The sequence below is a fragment of the Catenibacillus scindens genome (genome assembly GCF_014202115.1).
Classification (GTDB): domain Bacteria; phylum Bacillota; class Clostridia; order Lachnospirales; family Lachnospiraceae; genus Catenibacillus; species Catenibacillus scindens.
The window spans coordinates 1-20,849 of record NZ_JACHFW010000026.1; the positions used below are offsets into that span (position 1 = coordinate 1).

21 protein-coding genes and 1 pseudogene are annotated in these 20,849 nt (G+C 53.2%); 19 read left to right on the forward strand and 3 right to left on the reverse strand.

Going from position 1 to position 20,849, the window contains the following annotated elements:
- The first annotated feature begins 367 nt into the window (after positions 1 to 367).
- From HNP82_RS17065 to HNP82_RS17080, 4 genes are all read left to right on the forward strand, one after another.
- On the forward strand, positions 368 to 685 hold the full coding sequence (locus tag HNP82_RS17065; protein WP_183776673.1) for a hypothetical protein: 318 nt from the start codon (positions 368 to 370) through the stop codon (positions 683 to 685).
- Between the two features lie 15 nt (positions 686 to 700).
- A complete protein-coding gene (locus HNP82_RS17070) occupies positions 701 to 901 on the forward strand; it encodes a hypothetical protein (protein WP_087242542.1) in 201 nt (66 codons plus the stop codon).
- Positions 902 to 936: 35 nt separating this feature from the next.
- Positions 937 to 2,007: an AfsR/SARP family transcriptional regulator gene (locus HNP82_RS17075; RefSeq protein WP_183776675.1), complete on the forward strand. Its 1,071-nt coding sequence runs from the start codon at positions 937 to 939 to the stop codon at positions 2,005 to 2,007.
- 423 nt (positions 2,008 to 2,430) lie between these two features.
- Positions 2,431 to 2,901, forward strand: a complete 471-nt coding sequence (locus tag HNP82_RS17080) for an RNA polymerase sigma factor (protein ID WP_040918711.1) — start codon at positions 2,431 to 2,433, stop codon at positions 2,899 to 2,901.
- Between the two features lie 156 nt (positions 2,902 to 3,057).
- On the opposite strand, the gene HNP82_RS17085 is transcribed toward HNP82_RS17080, so the two are convergent.
- The 3 genes from HNP82_RS17085 to HNP82_RS17095 all read right to left on the reverse strand — a co-directional run bounded on the left by HNP82_RS17085 (position 3,058) and on the right by HNP82_RS17095 (position 5,784).
- Positions 3,058 to 3,507: a hypothetical protein gene (locus HNP82_RS17085; RefSeq protein ID WP_183776677.1), complete on the reverse strand. Its 450-nt coding sequence runs from the start codon at positions 3,505 to 3,507 to the stop codon at positions 3,058 to 3,060.
- A gap of 19 nt (positions 3,508 to 3,526) precedes the next feature.
- Positions 3,527 to 4,690, reverse strand: a complete 1,164-nt coding sequence (locus HNP82_RS17090) for a response regulator transcription factor (protein ID WP_243164845.1) — start codon at positions 4,688 to 4,690, stop codon at positions 3,527 to 3,529.
- 578 nt (positions 4,691 to 5,268) lie between these two features.
- Complete coding sequence (locus HNP82_RS17095; protein WP_040918713.1) at positions 5,269 to 5,784, reverse strand: hypothetical protein; 516 nt, start codon at positions 5,782 to 5,784, stop codon at positions 5,269 to 5,271.
- A gap of 519 nt (positions 5,785 to 6,303) precedes the next feature.
- Here HNP82_RS17095 and HNP82_RS17100 point away from each other — a divergent pair.
- The 15 genes and pseudogenes from HNP82_RS17100 to HNP82_RS17165 all read left to right on the forward strand — a co-directional run.
- Positions 6,304 to 6,813: a hypothetical protein gene (locus tag HNP82_RS17100; RefSeq protein WP_007048423.1), complete on the forward strand. Its 510-nt coding sequence runs from the start codon at positions 6,304 to 6,306 to the stop codon at positions 6,811 to 6,813.
- A gap of 171 nt (positions 6,814 to 6,984) precedes the next feature.
- The gene (locus HNP82_RS17105; RefSeq protein ID WP_007048424.1) at positions 6,985 to 7,524 is read left to right on the forward strand and encodes an FHA domain-containing protein; all 540 of its coding nucleotides are present in this window, start codon (positions 6,985 to 6,987) and stop codon (positions 7,522 to 7,524) included.
- Between the two features lie 3 nt (positions 7,525 to 7,527).
- Positions 7,528 to 8,460: a PP2C family protein-serine/threonine phosphatase gene (locus tag HNP82_RS17110; RefSeq protein ID WP_087161962.1), complete on the forward strand. Its 933-nt coding sequence runs from the start codon at positions 7,528 to 7,530 to the stop codon at positions 8,458 to 8,460.
- Positions 8,460 to 9,785, forward strand: a complete 1,326-nt coding sequence (locus HNP82_RS17115; protein ID WP_183776680.1) for a trypsin-like peptidase domain-containing protein — start codon at positions 8,460 to 8,462, stop codon at positions 9,783 to 9,785. The genes HNP82_RS17110 and HNP82_RS17115 overlap by 1 nt, the downstream gene beginning before the upstream one ends.
- 6 nt (positions 9,786 to 9,791) lie before the next feature.
- On the forward strand, positions 9,792 to 10,118 hold the full coding sequence (locus HNP82_RS17120) for a hypothetical protein (protein ID WP_007048427.1): 327 nt from the start codon (positions 9,792 to 9,794) through the stop codon (positions 10,116 to 10,118).
- 119 nt (positions 10,119 to 10,237) lie between these two features.
- Entirely contained in the window at positions 10,238 to 10,636 is a 399-nt protein-coding gene (locus HNP82_RS17125; protein WP_183776681.1) for a hypothetical protein, read from the forward strand.
- Positions 10,637 to 10,700: 64 nt separating this feature from the next.
- Positions 10,701 to 13,958, forward strand: coding sequence for a serine/threonine protein kinase (locus HNP82_RS17130; RefSeq protein ID WP_183776682.1), 3,258 nt, complete (start codon positions 10,701 to 10,703; stop codon positions 13,956 to 13,958).
- Positions 13,959 to 13,963: 5 nt separating this feature from the next.
- Positions 13,964 to 14,509, forward strand: a complete 546-nt coding sequence (locus HNP82_RS17135) for a DUF3592 domain-containing protein (RefSeq protein ID WP_183776683.1) — start codon at positions 13,964 to 13,966, stop codon at positions 14,507 to 14,509.
- 81 nt (positions 14,510 to 14,590) lie between these two features.
- Complete coding sequence (locus HNP82_RS17140) at positions 14,591 to 15,034, forward strand: DUF3592 domain-containing protein (RefSeq protein WP_183776684.1); 444 nt, start codon at positions 14,591 to 14,593, stop codon at positions 15,032 to 15,034.
- 77 nt (positions 15,035 to 15,111) lie between these two features.
- Positions 15,112 to 15,246, forward strand: coding sequence for a hypothetical protein (locus HNP82_RS18275; RefSeq protein WP_263040800.1), 135 nt, complete (start codon positions 15,112 to 15,114; stop codon positions 15,244 to 15,246).
- Positions 15,243 to 17,405: a serine/threonine protein kinase gene (locus HNP82_RS17145; protein WP_183776685.1), complete on the forward strand. Its 2,163-nt coding sequence runs from the start codon at positions 15,243 to 15,245 to the stop codon at positions 17,403 to 17,405. The genes HNP82_RS18275 and HNP82_RS17145 overlap by 4 nt, the downstream gene beginning before the upstream one ends.
- Positions 17,406 to 17,440: 35 nt before the next feature.
- Entirely contained in the window at positions 17,441 to 17,752 is a 312-nt protein-coding gene (locus tag HNP82_RS17150; protein WP_183776687.1) for a hypothetical protein, read from the forward strand.
- Positions 17,753 to 17,765: 13 nt separating this feature from the next.
- Complete coding sequence (locus HNP82_RS17155; protein WP_087161954.1) at positions 17,766 to 18,383, forward strand: zinc ribbon domain-containing protein; 618 nt, start codon at positions 17,766 to 17,768, stop codon at positions 18,381 to 18,383.
- 68 nt (positions 18,384 to 18,451) lie between these two features.
- Complete coding sequence (locus HNP82_RS17160) at positions 18,452 to 19,627, forward strand: hypothetical protein (RefSeq protein WP_183776689.1); 1,176 nt, start codon at positions 18,452 to 18,454, stop codon at positions 19,625 to 19,627.
- A gap of 26 nt (positions 19,628 to 19,653) precedes the next feature.
- Positions 19,654 to 20,849, forward strand: a pseudogene (locus tag HNP82_RS17165) (hypothetical protein); the annotation flags it as partial.

The window sequence follows — 20,849 nt, forward strand, 5'->3', positions numbered from 1 at the left end:
ATTGAGGGAAATGTACCGGAATGAAGGTTTAACTGATGAAGAGATCAGCCAGATTCTTGTTCTGGATATCAAAGACGCGGACTACTTTGAAAGCCGGGGAATGACAAATCAGCACGGCGGCGGAGGTTTATTCGCCCAGGATGAAGAGATTATGGGATGGCTGTTTGAAAAATAATAAGACAACAGAAAGGAAGATGTATTATGGAATATGTAACATTAAATAACGGAGTGAAAATGCCTCAGCTTGGCTTTGGGGTATTCCAGATCAGAGATCCGGCGGTTGTCGAGAACCTTGCGGGACTTGTGAGAAATGTTTAATTGTTTCGAGAACATAACCCCTTCAGGTCTATTAAGGAGGAACAGTATTTTGAAAAAAAGCAGAATCTGGATCATCGCCCTGGCGGCCGCTGTCATCGCCGGCGGGTGCGCCGCCGACAGAAGAGATAGTGAGACAGCCGGAGAAACCGCAGATGTTTCTGGCGATGTAAATCCAACGGAAAATACAGATGAGGTGTCAGAGATTAGTGACAATGGGGTGACAATTAGCGATAATAGTGTAACGGCTGGAAGTCTTCCGGAAGAACTGGAACAGATTCCGGAAGGGTATTTTGGGCCTTCGGATCAGCCGGGAACACTGACGGAAGCCGGACTGGCTGCCCGGCTTTCCTGTCCAAATTTATTGTAATAGGGAGTGAAAAGGATGAGCACATATCAGAAGGAACACATGGAAATGGAATATGCCCGTCATTTTTTGAGAGCGCTGAAACTGCTGGAAGAAGCCCAGCGTGGCAACGAAGATCCTGACACACTGATCAACGGCTTATTACAGGCGGCGACAGAATTTTACGATGCAGACAGTCATATATTATCGAAGCGGATTGGGCGGCAGGCATTGGCCTGAGTACCTATGAGTGGTGCCAAAAGGGGATAGAGTACATGGGCGGCAAGCTGCAGTATCTGGAAATCAAAAATTTCATGAGATGGGTGGCCACACTCAAAAGGAGCGAACCGATGATCTTTACAGATATCGAGGAGCTGCGCAGGACAGTTCCGGCGGAATATGATTTTTTCACACAATACGGCGTTCGCTCCCTAATCGCCGTCCCCTTTTCCAAACGGCTGAACCAGGGTTATATCGGCGTAGATAACCCGAAGCGGTACGGCGCAGATCCTGCGTTCCTGTTCATAATCGCTTACGCTGTCGCCCAGGAATTAAATGAAATTAAACTGAATAAGAGCCTGGCGGCCGCAAAGCAAGCGCTGAAGCTTACTGCAGGGGAAGTGCGGATCAACTGCTTTAATGGGCTCACGATACATGGCAGCAAGGGAACGCTGTCCGAAAAGGATTTCATTTCTTCCCGCTGCTATACGCTGCTGTCGTATCTTGCGGTGACGGCTGGGAACCGGGCAACGGCAAATCAGCTTGCACTGATCCTGTGGCCGGATGAGTCCTGTGAGATCCCGATGAAATCCGTGCGGAACATTGCTTACAGGCTTAGATCGCTGCTTGGCTATGTTGGGCTGGAGGATTTGGTGGTCTATGCCAACGGCATATTCAGCTTCAATCCGGAAATCAAGGTAGTGACAGATGTGGGGTTATTCGAAGAACTATGTGACAGTATCGAGATGGAGAACAATCCGAAAAAGCGGTATCGGCTGTATGAAGCTGCCGTCGGACTGTATTCCGGGAATCTTCTGCCACGGTTGTCCGATAATATTTATTTTATCCCGAGTATTACATACTATCAGGGCCTGTATTTCCGGCTCGCCGGCCGGTATATAGAACGCCAGACCGAGTGTGGCGAGTATGTCTATGCGCACAAGGCGGCCAAAGCCGCACTGGCCTTTGACCCGTTTAACAGTAGCCTGAATATGCACTTGACCATACTGCTCTACCAGCAATCGGGAGCAGGAACTGCAAATGCCTTTTATACAGGAATCAAGCGGCATCTCACGGAGGCGCATATCCAGAGGATAAAACAAACATGTCCGAATATGATTATCTGACAGCCGGAGGTGAGCCTGAAATGAGACGCGGATGAGGCCAAAAATATGTTGCAGATGAGTCGCAGACGAGTCACGAGCTGAGACGCCCGCCTGTTAGTATAGATTTCCGTAGGTTAAAAACGCCGGAAATACAGCGCAGGCGGGTGGCTGTCCATGTATGCGAACCATACAACGCAAGCCGCCTTCCGGCCGGGAGGGCGGCGTTTTTTCTTATCAGGCTTACGATCAGACCTTACAGGATTTTTGCGGCCATTTTATGCCACCCCACCGAACCGCTGCGATTCAAACCGCCCCATAGTGCCGCTTTGCGCCTACAGCAATCTTGCTGTGGGCGCTTTTGCGTATCATGGCGGATTTCATTGCCGAAGTCCACCGGTCAATCGTTTTGATTCACTCAAAAACGATTGATTGGAGGACAAAGAGATGGATGACAGGCATCCAAAGAGAAGAAAGGACAAGTATAACCCCTATACCCTGTCGATGATCGACGGGAAATGTTATCTATCTTTCAGGGACGGCCAGGGCGTACCACACAGGCTGGAACTGGATGTGAAGCTCTATGCCGTGTTTGACCGGTTTGAGTTGGACGATCTCTCCTTCCTTAACGAGCAGGAGAGGCACCTTGACTGGACCGAGCTGAACGAAGAGCTGCTGAGCCGTCGTTCGGCACAGGAGCCGGCCCCGGTGGAGGACGCCGTCTATGAATCCATGCAGACGCAGGCGCTCCGGGAGGGCGTCAACCAGCTGCCGGAAGTCCAGAAAAGAAGGCTGCAGATGTATTTCTTTGACGGGCTTACCTATGAGGAGATTGCGGTGCGGGAAGGGTGCAGCTATCAGGCGGTACAGAAGTCCATAGCGGCAGCTCTGAAAAAAATCCGGAAATTTCTGAAATAGAGGGTTGAGTTTTGTGTGGAAGGGGAAGAGTATAAATGAGGCTAAATCCGAGTCCCTTGCGTTTGAAAAATGGGTATAAATAAACCAGGCGTTCCCTGCTTGCACAGCCTTAGCTGGATACAAGTAAGGAATGCCTGGTTTTGCGATGTGCCTTTTTTACTCCATCGCTTCCCTGTATTCCGGATATGTTTCCTGAATTTTCCGCGCCAGATCCCAGATCTCCTCGTCGCCGGAAAGCACATAGGATGTTCCGCCGGCGCCATGGAACCGGTTTTCATCAAACCAGAAGAGGCAGGTATCCCCATCCGCTGTCTCAAACTCCAGGATCCGGCTGTCTGTAGAGCCGCTGAAAGCTTTGGATACAATGGTCGTTTCCCGTAATGCCTGCAGGATTTCGGAGATGATTTCTTCATCCGTCGTTTCGTAGCGTCCCAGGATGTTATCGTTGTGATGATAGGTAAGCGCGACCGGCAGCTCTTCCAGCGACTGATCCAGAAATTCCTGCTGGCTTTCGGTGCAATAGGCCCGAAGCGATGTGTCTTTTGGGGAACACCCCGCCAGTACGCACAATAATACCAGCAAAACAGCAATTTTAATCCTCTTCATCCGAACCCCTTTCTGGCTGTCATGGCCTGCGCTGTTTTTCTATGTAGAGCTGGTACAATCCCATGCGTGATTTTACACCCGCTTTCTCATAGATCGCTGCGATATGCCGCTGACAGGTTCGCCGGGATAGATACAGTCCATCTGCGATCTCCTGAATACTTTCCTCTGAATTGACCAGCTTGTCAAATACTTCGGTTTCCTTGGGCGTAAGGATAAACAGCTCCGACAAAAGACGGAACGCTTCCTGAGGGTCCAGGTCTGCCGGGATATCCTTGGGGGCGCCGGATGAAACCGGCATCCAGGCAGTATAAAGATAGATGACTACGCTGACGGCCACAAACAGGACCAGTGCCAGAATGATGGACGCCATGCCATTGCTGTCAGAAACAAGCAGCGCTACAGAGGCGTTGGCAAGCAAAGCGGCGCTCACGTTATTCATGGCGCGCCCCATACCGGCCCACAGCGCTGGCGTGGGCATATGGCGGGCAAAATCCAGAAAGCTGGTGGTGAAGAATACCACAAAAAATCCAGCCGAAAGATAAAATACGATCAGGCCGATCAAAAACGGGCCGCCCAGCTTGAGTACTACCACACAGATGACGGACATCAGCATGACGCAGTACATCATCATGGTCATAAATTTCCGCTTTCGGATATCAAAAAGAAAGCCGGCAGAAAGGCCGCTTACCGCCAGCAAAAGCCGCGGCCATTGCCCGATGTCAGTGCCTGCTGCATGATGCATGGTGACCGCGTTGTCCAGCGTGCTGAAGATACATGCCATCAGGATTACAAGCAGTGCAAGGAATCCGCCGGCGGCGATCTTCTTTCGGGTTCCCTTCCCATCCTCCTCTATGGCCTCTATGGCGGGGGACTGGGGTTCTTCCGCTTCTGCATTTTCCTGGCGGCAAAGCCTTTCTGCCTTCAGTAACAGCGCTAACGCTACAAGGGCAAAGAGTGAAAGTATCAAGGCTTCCGCAGTTTCTAGATCCACAAGATTGTTATTTAGAAACTGCAGGAAGATCCCAAGGGCATAGGAGATACCAACCATACGCGCCAGATGCGTGCGATCCTTCGCCAGTTTGAAAAACAGGTAGTGGGCCGCGCTTCCCAATATCCCCAGAAACAGGAACAATGCCATTCCGGAGAGCAGAGTGGACGAATAAGAAACATGTTTTTGAACCAAAAAATTGCATACTGCCGCTGCTAGTGCAAGGATAAAAAGTCCAACGATTTGTACTCGCCTTTTCAAAAAGCGATGAAACAGCGGATAGAGCAAAAAACCGACAGCGCTTATTCCTAACGCGTAGTTTTGCGCAATCACCGTTTTTTCTTCCCCTGCCGTAAGCGAGATCATATTCACATATAGGTACTCGGCGCCAAGAAATAGAAAAGTAAAAATACCAAGCAGCAGAATCGCATAAATGGATTTTGGATTTGTGAAGCTTTTCTTTATTATTACCATACGTCCCATTCCACCCCCTTTCTCCGCAATGGTACAATTATAAACTATTATACTATAAACGGCATGGATTTTCAACGATTTCGGTCGGTTAGAGACTTTTTTCGCTGACGTTTTTGCGGAATATACAATCCTTCCTGTTTGACCTAAACCAGGGATTCTCCTGGATAAAACCGTATATTTTTGGAGCTGCGTTCCGCATCCGGGAACTACCGGTTTTTTGCGCCCGCACATGCCGTTTTACCGCGGCCACACGGTGTAGCTGCGGTAAACAAGGAAATATCCTGAATGAGAGAAGCTGTCTAGTAGGTGATATTGTGGACGTAAAAATAAATCAGCAGGGCGCCCAGCCCAGCGCCGCTTATCAGGCTTGCCCACGTCCAGAATAAAGACAGCAGAAGCCCCAGGAAAATAAACACGCAGAACACCACGACAAAAGCGTCTCTCTGGAAGAGCATAATGAATTTGATACAGGCGATCACAACCCCTGCCATCATAACGAGAGCCCCAAGAAGGGCCAGAACAAAAACATACACACCCGCCATCTGGAGAATTGAGATCAGGACATTAAAACCAAGACCTATCCCCGCGATCAGGCTGCCTACTTTGATGAGGCTGTCACGGGAAGCGCTGAACGCGCCAAAGAAATAGGTTGCGATTAACCCGTTGGAGCCAATGAGCAGCATGTTTACAATAATGACCCATTCTGCGCTTATGTAGTACGATGTGGAAACTGCCAAGCTAATAATGGCGGTGAGGGCAGTGAGGAACCCCCCGATGGCGCCAATGAGATGGTACGGCCTGAACCTTGCATACATACGATATATCCCCTTTCTGATCCTGCGTTCCGAAAAGGCCAGCTGAAGCTTTTTGGACATTCTGTGTCCTGGCCGGCCTTCCATCATGTGAACTTTTCGTTTTTTATCATAGCAGGAAGCTGGTGTTTTTAACAGGCCGCTTTAGCGCCAAACTAAAAAAACACTGTGGCGCACCTGCGCCATTTTGAGAAACGAAGCTTTGAGCGGAAAATTGAGGCCATCCACCCTGTACAGAGTGTAATACCTCTTAAGTTTACAGGACGTAGCAGGCCGCCTGTCATGATCGGCAATCCCTTTTGCACAATCAAGGTGTTTTGGAATTTTCACACAAAAAATAGATTGGCGCAGGTGCGCCATGCGTTTTTTGATAAATTGGCGCGAAAGCGGCCTGCACAGATCCTTAAAAAAACGATACAGTAAAATCATAAAAGGACAAAAAAAGAGTTTGGATCGCCTTTGGCGTTACAGACCGAGCGGCAAAGCGATTCATGAGACCAGGACAGAAGAAAGGAGGCACGAATGAAAAAAAGAGGGTCAGCAGTACTTCTGGCCGCCGTCTGTTTGCTGGTGGGGTGTGCAGCATCAGATCCTGCGCTTCCGGCAGAAACTTCGTCCCCGACAGAGACTTCGTCCCCGGCATACCAAGGGGACTCCCTTTTTGCTTACTGTACCGAAAGGCAGCGGGAGCTTTTGGAGCTGCCCCATGAGGAACTGCCGGTGGAACTGATCTTTCACCATTGGACAGAGACGGCGGCGGACTACGAGACAAGGGACGAAACGGTGATCGCCGGGGTCTTGCAGGCGCTGCGGGATGTGTCGGTGGAATCCGAGTCACCCATCGTCTCTACAGATACCCGGGGGCTTACATTTGTGACGGCGCAAGGGGATACCTACAGTTTCTGGTTTGATAAACGCCGGTTCGAAGGGGTGGATGGCAGGTGCTATGTCCTTTCCGGGGATGAAAAGCTTTGGGAATTGGTGTGGGGGATTCGGACAGCAGACCCAGACTATCAGGATCTGATGAGATAAGCGGTATTTCCCCATGATTTCTGCGAAAAATGCGGATTGGCGCAGGTGCGCCACATAATTTTTGGGAAATTGGCGCTAAAGCGACCTGCACAAATCCTGAAAAAGGCGCTACAGTAAGAACAGTAAAAAACCAAGGATGGTTTTGGATAATCTATCAGGAGGAAAACAATTATGAGACAGTGTGACAATGGCCATTTTTACGATGAATCCAGATTCGATAGCTGCCCCTACTGCCAGGAGGGCGCCGGGGTCGGAAAGACGGTTGCGGCCGGAACGGTAGGGAAGACCGTGGCTGCTGTGCCGGGAGGCGCTGCGCCGGAAGCAGACAGAGGCAAGACGGTGGGCATTATTAAAAAGAAGATCGGTATTGATCCTGCAGTAGGATTCTTGGTCTGTGTTTCCGGTCCCCATCGCGGCGCAGATTATAAGCTGGTAGCAGGCAGAAACTTCATAGGACGGGCAGCGGCGATGGATGTGGCCCTGGCGGATGACGATACCGTGTCCAGAGAAAGCCATGCATTGGTTACATATGACGCCAAGCATAACAGCTTTTCCCTTTCTCCCGGCCAGGGCAGGGGCATCACTTACTGCAACGACGAACAGGTGGAAATGGTACGCCCCTTAAAAGCCTACGATGTGATCGAGGTGGGAAAGAGCCAGCTTCTCTTCCTGCCCCTGTGCGGCGAGCAATTCCAGTGGAATGAGGAGTAAAGGATGGAGCGTGTACTTTCATGGTTAAACCAGCCGCTGTTTCCGGATACCGTCATCCGCGTCTGGATGGCGGTTGCGGCGGGCGCAGCGCTTCTATTGGCGCTGATTCTCGCCTTTTTCCTGATACGGCGGAAGAAGAAAAAGAAGCGGGGTGATCAGGCGGTGGAAGAACCGATTACGGAACGTCCGGAACCGCTGCCGGAACTGGAGCTTGCCAACCTACAGGGCGTTGGCAGCCGGGAAGAACAGCAGGACGCTTTCGGCATCTCCCGCATGGATCGTTATGAGGAAGACGGGCTGCTTGCTGTGCTGTGCGACGGCATGGGCGGTATGGCGGAGGGCGGCATGATCGCTGCGGAAACCGCCTCCCAGCTGGTGGGAATCTTTCCCTGGACAGATGACAGCGATGTGCCCGGCTGGGTATACCAGCGAAGCGCCAGAGTCTATCAGCAGTTTCGCGGGCACGGGGGGACTACCCTGGTGGCGGCCCTGCTCAAAGAGAATCGCCTCTCCTTCTGGTGCGTAGGCGACAGCGATCTGTTCCTGCTCAGGGAAAACAAACTCTATGGGTTAAATGCCCGGCAGGAATTTAAGAACGATTTGATTTTGAGGGCACTGGACGGGGCGTTCCCCGTGGAGGAAGCGTTTCAAGATCCTCAGGCGGGAGCCCTTTCGGAGTACATAGGAAAAGAAGAAGTAACATGCGACTATACCCGTATGCCCTTTCTTCTCCAGCCGGAGGACGCGCTGCTGCTCTGCTCGGACGGCGTCAGCGATACACTGACCTTGAAGCAGATTCGGGAAGCCATGGCGCTCTCTTCCCAGGCGTGCTGCGACAAGCTGGAGGAGGAAATCCTGGCCGCCGGAAAGCCGGGCCAGGATAACTATACGGCAATCGCATTGAAATACCATGGGAAAAATGAGGAGGAATCATAATGGAAGCGAAAAAGTCATCGAGCAAGCAGGTTGTTGCCATCCTGCTGCTGGTTATTGGCCTGGCCGCCGGCGTGTTCGGCGTATTGGGCTTGGTAGGCGGGGGCGGTACGGACCCCTATGAGGCGCGCAAGAGCGTCGTCATGGTGTACTCCTATCTCCAGCTTACCGATGGTCAGTCCGCCGGTGCCATGGGCACTGGTTTTGCCATCGGGAAACCCGGCGAACCGGTGGAATATATTGTGACCAACGGCCATGTGGTGGAATACGGCTATATGGGTCCAAAAGTATATGCGGAGCAAGTATCTTCGGCAGGCGTGCAGGTATACTTCTCTGCAGCGGAAAATGATTATGTTACAGCGGAGGTGGTCTATTATTCTGCTTCCAATGAGAAGGATATTGCGATTATCAGATTGCCGTCAAAGACGGATAAACGAGAAGCCATTCCCATCAGGGACGCAGATGATGTTGCTGTCGGCGACACCGCTTTCGCGCTGGGGTATCCGGGCGTGGCAAGCCAAAGCCAGCAATTCAACACCTACGACGAGGATGACATTACACTGACCAAGGGGATCATCAGCAAGCGCACTAAGCCGGCATGGAGCAGCTACGACGCGTTTCAGATGGATGTATATATCAATCACGGCAATTCCGGCGGCCCGTTGGTAGATGAACGGGGAAATTTGATTGGAATCAACGCTTCCGGCGCAGTGGATGAGCAGGGCAAGAGCGAAGGCGTAAACTTTGCCATTACCTCTGCGGAATTAATCAAAGCTCTGGACAGCGAAAGAATCGAATACACCATGGCAGGCGGCGGACTCTCCTGGACTCAGCCCTGGTTTGCCTATGTGTTCCTGCCCATCGGCGTGCTGGCGCTCATCGGCGGCATCATCCTGCTGGTAACGTCCCAGAAGGGCGGACAGGGGGCTCCGGCACCTGCCGGCGCTGCCGCAGGTATGGGATCTGGAAAAGCGCCTGCAAGAGGCGGCCGCGGCCCTGTGGAAAAACGGGCTGTGCTGCGCGGCGTGACAGGAAAATACTCTGGCCAGAGCTTTGACCTGTTAAAGGGCAAGGTGGTCATCGGCCGAGACCCGGCAACCTGTAACATCGTATTCGATAAAAACACGCCGGGTATCAGCGGGCGGCACTGCCAGGTAGTCTACGACCCGAATGAAGACTGCTTTATCATCACCGATCTGGGATCGTCCTACGGCACGTTCCTGGGCAACGGCAAAAAGCTGACGGCGAATGTGGCGGAAAAATTGTCGATCGGGGACACCTTCTACCTGTGCGACAACGCCAACCGGTTTGTGGTGAGCAAGGAGTAACCCGTTATGGCAGGGTATTGTTTAAAAAACGGAAGAATCCAGGAAGCGTGGGGAGAGGACGCCGCCGGCCGGGAACTGGCGGCTGTCTTCCACCTGACTGCAGACGGTGAAATGAAAGAACTCCACGAGTTCCCGGCGCTGTCGGAAGGTGAAGGGGCGCTGGCGTATGCAGGTGAGTTCTACATTGAACCCCTGGAAGTACAGATTGAATTTCTAAAAGCGGCCAATGCAGAAAAATGGCTGGAGGCGCTGCTCTTGCGGCATGTCGACCGGGTGCGGCAGGTATCGGAGGAACTCTTTGTCATAGCTGAGATAAAATCGTTTGGAGCATGAATGCAACGGACGCGATGGGGGATATTTTGTTCTTTGCCCTTGGAGTATGTTTGTTTCTCTTCGGAATCATTTTGGCATTCTGTCGGACTGTACGGTCAAAGCGTCGCTGCCGGAGAAGAGTGAACGCCGTCATCTGCGATGTGGACGTCAGCTGGACAGACGACGATTTCACCGATTTTTCCATTATCAACTATGAATACCATCCGGTCTACCAGTACACATTGGATGGACGGGAGTATCGGGTAGTATCCCGGGTAAAGTATTCCAAAAAGGACGAAATCAAAGTCGGTAGTTATGAGGTGCTCTTTGTGGATGAAAAGAATCCCCGGTACTTTTCCTGCCCCTCTGAGAATAGGGAACGTGTAATCAGCGCCCTTATCTGGTCTGTGCTGGGAGTTGCCTTTGCACTTTTTCCTTTAGTGGGCTGGGGCGGGTGGATCGGGTTTCTGGTGGCGCTGGGATTGCTCCTGCTGGGTGATCTGTGTTACGATGCCTGGTCCAAAAATCGGAAGGAGTGACTGTATTTTGCTATCAAAATACATCGTTTTATACTTAAAATACATTGCTTGAGGAGGTGGGAGAATGAATCCGGAACGTGTTTGTTATGGCTGTTTCGCGGAAAAAGAACCGGGGATTCCATGCCCCCGATGCGGATTTAATGAGAACGACGAGCAGCCCTATCTTGCGCTGCCCCTGGGTACGATCCTAAACGGGAGATATCTGGTAGGAAAGGTGCTTGGCATTGGCGGGTTCGGTATCACCTATCTGGGATACGACCTGACACTGGAGATCAAGGTTGCGATTAAAGAATATATGCCCTCCGCCCTGGCCACAAGGCATCCGGACCACTATAGTGTGGCGCTGACCGGACGGGTGGAGGAGGATTACCAGTACGGTATGGAGCGCTTTTTGGATGAAGCGAAGATCCTTGCCAAGCTGCAAAACACCCCGCATATCGTATCGGTGCAGAACTATTTCAAAGAGAACGGCACCGCATACTTTGTGATGGAGTACATAGACGGTATGAGCCTGAAAGCCTACCTGGCAAAAAACGGGGATAAGATCCCCTATAACCAGGCGATTGCCATTCTGCAGCCGATCATGGAAGCGCTGGTTCAGGTGCATGCGCTGAACCTCCTGCACCGGGACATCAGCCCGGACAATATCTATATCACATCCAAAGGCGAAAGCCGTCTGCTGGATTTCGGCGCGGCGCGGTTCGCACTGGGGGACGGCAAGAGCGTGTCGGTCATCTTAAAACATGGCTACGCGCCGGAGGAACAGTATTCCAGCCACGGCAATCAGGGACCGTGGACGGATGTTTACGCCATGGGCGCTACCCTGTACCGCTGCATTACCGGGCAGCTTCCGCCAGATTCGGTGGAACGGATCCATGGGGATACCATGAAAAGGCCGTCGGAGCTGGGGTTCCGTATTCCGGCTAATGTGGAAAACGCCATCATGAAAGCGTTGGCGGTAAAAACCGAGGATCGTTTCCCCAATATGGAGGCATTCATCGGGGCACTGAACGGGCGCGTTTCCGTACAGGATCAGGTGGCGGCCAGCATTAGCCAGCGCACCCAGGCTACCGCTTACAGGCAGGAAGGCTACGGGCAGACTGCCTATCAGCAGCCCGCCTATAACGGCGGGGGTGCTGCGGCAGGAAAGCCCTCTGCGTTCTCCCGGTTCCTTTCCTATATGAAAGCCAATCCGGTGGTTGCCTGGGTTTCCGGCGGTGGGCTGCTGGCGGTGATCGCCCTTTGTATTATCCTTCCTATCGCGCTTTCCGGCGGAGGGGAAAAAAGGCCGACAGGAGGGGGCGGCGGTGGGAATACGCCTGTCATCAGCCAACCGCAGACGAGTAATCCGGAACCGACAACAGACCCAGAGCCTACTACAGAACCTCCAGCGGAAATGGTGGCGCAGGATCTTGGCATCCTCAACGCTACGATTGAGATCCCGTCGGATTATACGAGGGTTGAGGAGGAGACGATTTTTATCAATGAGGCTAAAGGCTGCGGTATGATGATGGATTATCTTTGGAACATTGACGGACCCATCTACTCCCTTGCCGATGTGGAATCCCAGAGAGAAGCTATTGCCGCCAACCTGATGCAGAACCTGTTTGAAGTTTCGGATTATCAGATCCTTGCTGCCGGACCCGATCAGGTGGGAAGCGCAGGCGCCTATCAAATCTATCTTGAAGGCACCGACAGCGAAGGCGTCTCCAACGAAGTGGTCATTATGGCGGTGGAGGGGTATGATTTCGGCTGTTATTTCATCATCACGAGCTATCCCAAGGGGGACAAAGCCGCCGAAGCGGAAATCCATTCCATCATCCAGTCCTTTGAGAGCAACGGTGCGCCGGAGACAACGTACAAGATGTACTATGGCTCTAAGAGCGGCGTCAAGGTGATTGTGGACGATGCCGTGGCAGCAGGACGCGTGATGGACACGACTGTTAACCTGGGAGAGGCCGGAGCGGCGGCCGAATTGGTTATTTACCCAACGGACGCGGCAATGGAAGCCGGCTTTGGGAGCGCTACGCCGGACAGCGGGATTGTGGAAATAGGGAATGCCGGCCAGCTGGGAATGAGCAGCCCGGAGGAGGTCTTGCAGTTTCAGAGAGACGTGGCGTCTAGCGCAGGCGTTTCCGTAGGTGAAACATACACGTCGCAGTCGGGCGGTGTGGAATGGCTGTGCATGGATTGGACCATGAATGAATTTACGTTCAGTGTTGCCTCCGCCATGATCGACGGCAAGTGTTACGCTGTTAGCTGCATGTTCAACAGCTCCAACAAAGATGCGGTTGTCGCTTTGTATCAACAGGCCATGGCGTCCGTCCGTGCATGGACGAGTAATCCGGAACCGACAACAGACCCAGAGCCTACTACAGAACCTCCAGCGGAAATGGTGGCGCAGGATCTTGGCATCTTCAACGCTACGATTGAGATCCCGTCGGATTATACGAGGGATGAGGAGGAGACGATTTTTATCAATGAGGCTAAAGGCTGCGGTATTATGGTGGATTATATTTGGAACATTGACGGACCCATCTACTCCCTTGCCGATGTGGAATCCCAGAGAGAAGCTATTGCCGCCAACCTGGTTTCGGATTATCCGATCCTTGCTGCCGGACCCGATCAGGTGGGAAGCGCAGGCGCCTATCAAATCTATTTTGAAGTCACCGACAGCGAAGGCGTCTCCAACGAAGTGGTCATTATGGCGGTGGAGGGGTATGATTTCGGCTGTTATTTCATCTTCACGTACTATCCCAAGGGGGACAAAGCCGCCGAAGCGGAAATCCATTCCATTATCCAGTCCTTTAAGAGCAACGGTGCGCCGGAGACAACGTACAAGATGTACTATGGCTCTAAGAGCGGCGTCAAGGTGATTGTGGACGATGCCGTGGCAGCAGGACGCGTGATGGACACGACTGTTAACCTGGGAGAGGCCGGAGCGGCGGCCGAATTGGTTATTTACCCAACGGACGCGGCAATGGAAGCCGGCTTTGGGAGCGCTACGCCGGACAGCGGGATTGTGGAAATAGGGAATGCCGGCCAGCTGGGAATGAGCAGCCCGGAGGAGGTCTTGCAGTTTCAGAGAGACGTGGCGTCTAGCGCGGGCGTTTCCGTAGGTGAAACATACACGTCGCAGTCGGGCGGTGTGGAATGGCTGTGCATGGATTGGACCATGAATGAATTTACGTTCAGTGTTGCCTCCGCCATGATCGACGGCAAGTGTTACGCTGTTAGCTGCATGTTCAACAGCTCCAACAAAGATGCGGTTGTCGCTTTGCATCAACAGGCCATGAAGTCCGTCCGTGCATGGGAGGGATAACCAGCATGGAAGATCTTATTCTAATTCTCGTTCTGAGCGGCATCGGCCTTGTCACGCTTCTGGTTTCCGTCTGGCTGTTCTACAGGAAGAAAAGAAAAACGACGGAGAAGAAGAGAGCCTGCACGGCGGAATGCCGGGCGGCCATTGTGGACGCAGTAAACTATCATGTCAAAAGTAAGTATCGTCTGGCAAAGGCCGCGGGGGCTGTTTCCGTGGCTCATCTTCTCAGCGGTGCAGGCGGCTCCGTTGGGAAAATGGCTTCCCTGGGGGTGAAAACGGCGACGCTGGGACTCTACTATTATCCCGTGTACCGGTATACCTACCGGGGAGAAACCTATGAACAGATCGGCAATGTCCCGGCAATGGAGGAACAGGCCCGGAAAAAGGTGGGAACGGAGCTTACGCTTTTTATCGATCCGGCCAAACCTACCAGCTTTTACTGCCTGGAGGAGGAAAAGGATTACTTTCAGCAGCGCCTTGCCTACCTGATCGTCGCTCTTCTCGTCATTGCGGTTTTGATTATGATTGGAGTCATGTGGCTAACAATATAGCTTCAGTGCCTGCCGCAGCGAAACCTGCGGCAGGCGGTTTCCCTAAAAAAGATTGGTGCGGGCGGAAAGGAGGCGGCACGTATGAATTTTGCAGAGGATATTACGTTGATTCTGATTGTATGCGCGATAACATATCCGCTTTACGCGTTATTTTTCGTGCTTGCCCACTTTTACAAGAAAAAGACGCAGAGAGGGAGCGGCTGCACGGTTTTTCTAAAAGCGACCGTCATCGAACCGCTGAGGATTCGGATCAAGCATTCCTACCATTATTTTATGATATACCAATACGAGTATATGGGCTACGTCTATCAAAAAAACACCGGCATCGATTTGGCCTATCATCAGGCGCAGAAGAAGATCGGAACTGAGGTGGAGATTTACATTGACCCATCTGATCCGGAAAAATACTTCTGTCCCGCCGATGTCAAGATGTATCGGATGATTCAGATCTGCCTTCTGTGCTGCGGGTGGCTTTTTATTGTGGGAACGCCCATCTTCTGTTTTATATTAGAGTATTTATATTAGAGTTATAGATTGCGACGATCCAAGACGCTGGGGCCGTATTCTGTTCGGTTTGTCTGGAGGAAAGGGAGAAACAGCCCTTGATTGAGGAGATGATGAATGTCTTTCCGTTCATTCTGGAAGAGCTGGGTATGATCGCGTTGATGGAAGTGGTTTTTCTGCTGTTGCGGGTGAAAGGCCGGGGCGCAAGTACAAAGAAGAGGAGTGAAACATGAACTTGGAACATATCTGCTATGGCTGCTTTCAGGAAAAGCCGGACGATTCCCCTGTCTGCCCCCACTGCGGGTTTAATGCGGAGGAGGAGCAGCCGTTTTTGGCGCTGCCCATGGGCGCACTGCTGAACGGCCGCTACATGACCGGAAAGGTCCTGGGCGTGGGCGGGTTCGGCATCACCTATCTGGGCTATGACCTGACGCTGGAGATTAAGGTAGCCGTCAAGGAATATATGCCCTCCGGTCTTGCTACCCGGCATTCCGATAAGTACAGCGTGGCACTGACCGGACGGGGCCAGGAGGATTATCAAAACGGCATGGAGCGTTTTTTAGAGGAAGCGCGGATCCTTGCCAAACTGCAGAATACGCCGAACATCGTGTCGGTGCAGAATTATTTTAAGGAAAACAACACGGCCTATTTCGTGATGGAATATATCGACGGCATGAGCCTGAAGGCATACGTTGCATCCCAGGGCGGGAAGATTCCCTATGACCAGGCGCTGACCATCCTGATGCCGGTGATGCAGGCGTTGACGCAGGTTCATGCCCTGAACCTGACCCACCGGGATATCAGCCCGGACAACATCTCCATTACCTCCAAGGGAGAGAGCAAGCTGCTGGATTTCGGCGCGGCCCGGTTTTCTATCGGAGATGAAAAAAGCGTGTCGGTCATCCTGAAACATGGCTACGCGCCGGAGGAGCAGTATTCCAGTAAGGGGAACCAGGGGCCGTGGACGGATGTATACGCCATGGGCGCCACCCTGTACCGCTGCGTGACCGGGGAGCTGCCGCCGGATTCCATCATGCGGGTCCATAACGATACGCTGAAAAAGCCCTCGGAGCTGGGCGTTCCCCTGCCTCCGCAGGTGGAACAGGCGATCATGAAGGCGCTCGCGGTAAAAGCGGAGGATCGTTTCTCCACCATGGAGGCCTTTATTGAAGGGATTACCGGGAAAACCCCGGCGTCTTTCCATCACCGTACCATGGCTGTGCCATCCGGTCAAACGGCTGCAGGTTCCGATGGAAAGCCGGGGCTTTGGACCAGATTCCGGCGGAGCCATATCGGGGTACAGATCACGGCGCTGGTGCTGTGCGTTGCTGTGCTGGGTCTGGGCGTCTGGGGAGCAGTAGCGGGGATCGGTGCGCTGACCGGCGGGAAAGCAGAGCCGGGTTCTTCTGACGGACCATCCGGCACTCCTTTCGACATAACAGTGCAGGAACCCGAGGGCGTAGACGATGTCGTCTTGCAGGACTACGCCCAGGAGTATCTGAATATCACCATGGGGATCCCCCAGGGGTATACAGAAACAGAGTCCGGCAGCGGCGCCTTCGCTTCATCGGATGGGAGCGCTACCCTGCAGGTGGGATTCTACGATAAGGCTGCCGATTTTCCGGTGTATACTCTTTCTGATGTGGAGGAGAATGTTGAGAAGTATGTCCAGTATTATATCGGACTGCTGAAGAGCACCAATATCACAAAGCATGAGATCCTCAGCCGGGGTTACCGGGAGGGCAGTTCTTTGGACACCTACTTGATCCAGTTTTCTGCTACCGAAAGCGGCGGCACAACCATGGAATTTTTGGCGGCGTTCATCGAATGCCAGAATGGGTTTGGCTGCTACAATCTTATCGGCTCCTATCCTCAGGGGGATGAGAAGGCGCAGGCGGAGATATTCGCAGCAATGGATTCCTTCCAAAGCAGCGGTCCCGCAGGCACCAACAGTCAGCGGTTTTATGATGAACGGCTTCCGTTCCAATTTATCTACTGGGAGAGCGACGGAGAGATTACCTTCAACGTGGTCAATGAAAACCTGCTGCGCATGGTCAACGAGGCAGGCAACGTGCAGGTAGAAATACAGTGCAGACCATCGAGTGATCAATTTAATAAGGAAGTCTGGCTGGACGGCATAGCAGAAGTGATGGTGAACCAGCCCGGCCTCAAACGTGAGGAGGGCCGCTGGGAACATGAAACTGGCGGAATCGATTGGATTGTTGACAGATATACCTATACTTTAGATGGTCAGACGGCCTATACGGAGGTTTACGCCGGAGAAATCGACGGATATGTGTTTGCGATTACGGCATCCGCATATACTGAGGAGGCTCTTATCACCAATGGAATGATATTGGACACGACCAATACGATTCGACCTGTGAAATAGATGACAGACCCGTTTCCGGGGGAAAGGAGAAAAAAGTGCTGAGTCTAAAAAGAAATGTCAACTGTCCCCGCCGCATGGCTGTGTACGCCGTCTTTGACGTGCTGGACCGGATGGGCTGCCAATACGAGCAGGCGCTGATCGGCGATATCAAGGCGGAGGCGAAGGTGCTGGGGCATACCAGTGAGTACGCCTTTGCCGTGACGGAACAGACCATCAACACATCGATCCTCCATGTTTCCATGCTCCGTCCGGCAAGCGGCCTGAGCGAGGAGGAAAAACAGCTGGCAGTACGTTATCTGGCAGACAGCGTACTGCAGCATATCGATGAGGTACAGGCTTTAGAATGAGGAGGAAGACGAGATGGCAAACGAATCGAGAGTATTCCGGCTGCCTGCCGGCATGAGTACCCAGGTGGTGGCAAACGCGGTAGAGGCGTTCCTTTCATCCACTAAGGGGATGGAGGTACAGAGTGCCGAAACCACAGAAGGCTATGTGGTGCAGGGCCGTCAGGAAAAAGACGGCTGGAAGACCATTGCCGGCATGAGGATGGCTACGACGGTGCAGATGATCCGAATGGATGACAACTTAAACGTCACCGTGGGTCAGGGCGAATGGTCGGATAAGATCGGCGCTGGCGTGCTGGGATGGTTTATCGCATGGCCGCTGGCGGTGACTGCCGGTGTGGGCGCCTACAAGCAGAAAAAGCTGCCGGAAGAGATTTTCCAGGTGATTGAGCAGTGCATCGTCTCCGGCGGCCGCTCGGTGGTGGTGCGAAACGCCGGGGCGGAACTGAACGCGGGTATGGTGGTTTGCCCCGCCTGCAAAACCCAGTGTGCGGCCGGCGCCAAATTCTGCAACAACTGCGGGGCGAAGCTGGAAAACAAATGCCCCCAGTGCGGGGCGGAGATACCGCCCGGAAGCCGCTTCTGCGGAGCATGCGGAGCACCGCTTTCCTCGCAGGGCGCTCCGGTGCGATAAAGGGAGGAGATTGCGTATGCGCAGGGAAAAAACCGCCGGGGCGGCAAAAAGGCGCATGGCTTTTCAGTATGCTGCTGGCGGTATGCCTGATGATCGCGGCCCTTCCCCTGTCTGTTTCGGCGGCGGGGGAATATGTGCCAGGGAACCCCCGCTGGTCGGGCTACCAAAACCAGGTGCAGTGGGACCGGCCGGCAGGAGCGGCCTCCGGCGATAGCTTTGAATACGAGGCACAGCTGCTGCTGGGCGACGATGTGGTCGAGTCCAAGGCAGTGGAAATCGACACCTATTTGTTTTTCACAAACGATGTGGTGACGCGGCCGCAGGAGGAGTACACCATACGGGTGCGTGCCAGATGGATCATGATCGTGGGCGACCCGGACGGCCAGTATATGGTGGCGGACGTCGGAGAAGCCGAACCGCCCCATGAGCACAGCTATACCCAAAAGCACGACGCGGCACAGCACTGGCAGGCGTGCTCCTGCGGCGACAAAAAGGATGCGGCGGATCACAGCTTCGGCGCATGGACGGCGGATGGCAATACAGAGAGCCGCATCTGCACCGTCTGCGGCTACGCCGAGACAAGGGACGCCGCGCAGACGTCAGCCACCGGGGAAACCACGGATAACGGGCAGGATTCCGGCGGCGAAGGCATCGCGGAGCTGACCGATGAAAATACCGGCGTTTCCGTCTCCCTGTCCGAAGCGGTTCCGGAGGGTGTGGAGCTGTACGCCGGCGTCATGGAGGCGGAGAGCCTGCTTGAAGAGAAGCCGGAGCTGAAAGAAGCGCTGGACGGCCTGCTGTCGGTGTATGAGATCAGCATCCGCCAGAACGGGGAGCCGGTGGAAATCAAAGACAGCGCCATGACGGTGCGCATCCCGATGAACAGCCATCTGGAGGGCTACGCCCATTACCAGGCGGTGCGGGTGGACGGCGAGCCGGAGCGCATAGAGGCAAAGGCCGAAGACGGCAGCCTGGTCTTTGAAGCCGGCGGCCCGGGCCGGTATGCCGTACTCGGTTCCGATACCCCCTTCTCCGTTTCTGCAATCATCCAACCCGCCCCGTTGCCGGGAGACGAAAAGGATGGAAACGCCGTCTACATCGTTCTGTTGGCCGCGATACCGGCGGCTGTCCTGCTGGCGCTGCTGCTTGTATTCTTATACAGGAAAAAGCGGAAGGCACAGGATAACCCGCCAGCCGGAGGAAAGGATCCGTCCGAACCGGACGGCGGAGATACCAAAAACTGATTCTACTTGTAAAGGAGGGAATGAAGATGCTTCGAAAAAAGAGTTTGCTGGCGCTGCTGCTGTCCTTATGCATGGTGGTAGGAATACTGCCGGCGACAGTGTTTGCTGCGGGGCAATATGTGCCGGAAAATCCCCGCTGGTCGGGATATGGAAACCAGGTAATGTGGGATAAACCTGCCAACGCATCAGGCAGCACGTATCTTGAGTATGAGGCGCAGCTGGTACTGAACGGCCAGGTACTCCAGACAGAAAGCGTTGAGATAGACAGGTGGGTATTTTTCGATTCGAAGAATATCACTCAGTCGAAGGATGCGTATACGCTTAAAGTACGGGCCAGACAGATTTACCTTACCGGCGATCCGGACGGCTCTTATACCGTATGGAAGAGAGACGCCTGGGGCGACTGGGCAATCGGCGGCAATACCGGCGGCGGAGAGGGGCCTACTCCCCCCCATGAACACAGCTTCGGCGGCTGGAAAAATAATGGAACCCAGCATTGGAAAGAATGCAGCTGCGGAGAGAAATCTGAAGAGAGCCCCCATAACTTCGGCGAATGGGAGCTGATCTATTATGATGTAAATACGAAGTATGACGTATGTGAAAGGCGGTGCCTTACCTGCGGCTATGAGCAGATTGATAGATACAGGGAACACCAACATTACTATACCGACGACTGGAGTAGCGGTTCGACTACACACTGGAAGGAATGCTACTACTGCAAAGAAGTTAATCAAGATACTGTAGCCGACCATACTTTCGATGATTGGACGATAACAAAGGAGCCTACCACAACCGAAACAGGTTCCAGAGAACGTACCTGCTCCATCTGCAAATATAAGCAGGAAGAGACGATTCCGGTTCATGAGCACAGCTACGGCGACTGGCAGAAGGATGAAACCCAGCACTGGAAGGAATGCTCCTGCGGCGATAAAACTGAAGTGGGCAACCATACTTTCGATGATTGGACGATAACAAAGGAGCCTACCACAACCGAAACAGGTTCCAGAGAACGTACCTGCTCCATCTGCAAATATAAGCAGGAAGAGACGATTCCGGTTCATGAACACAGCTACGGCGACTGGCAGAAGGATGAAACCCAGCACTGGAAGGAATGCTCCTGCGGCGATAAAACTGAAGTGGGCAACCATACTTTCGATGATTGGACGATAACAAAGGAGCCTACCACAACCGAAACAGGTTCCAGAGAACGTACCTGCTCCAT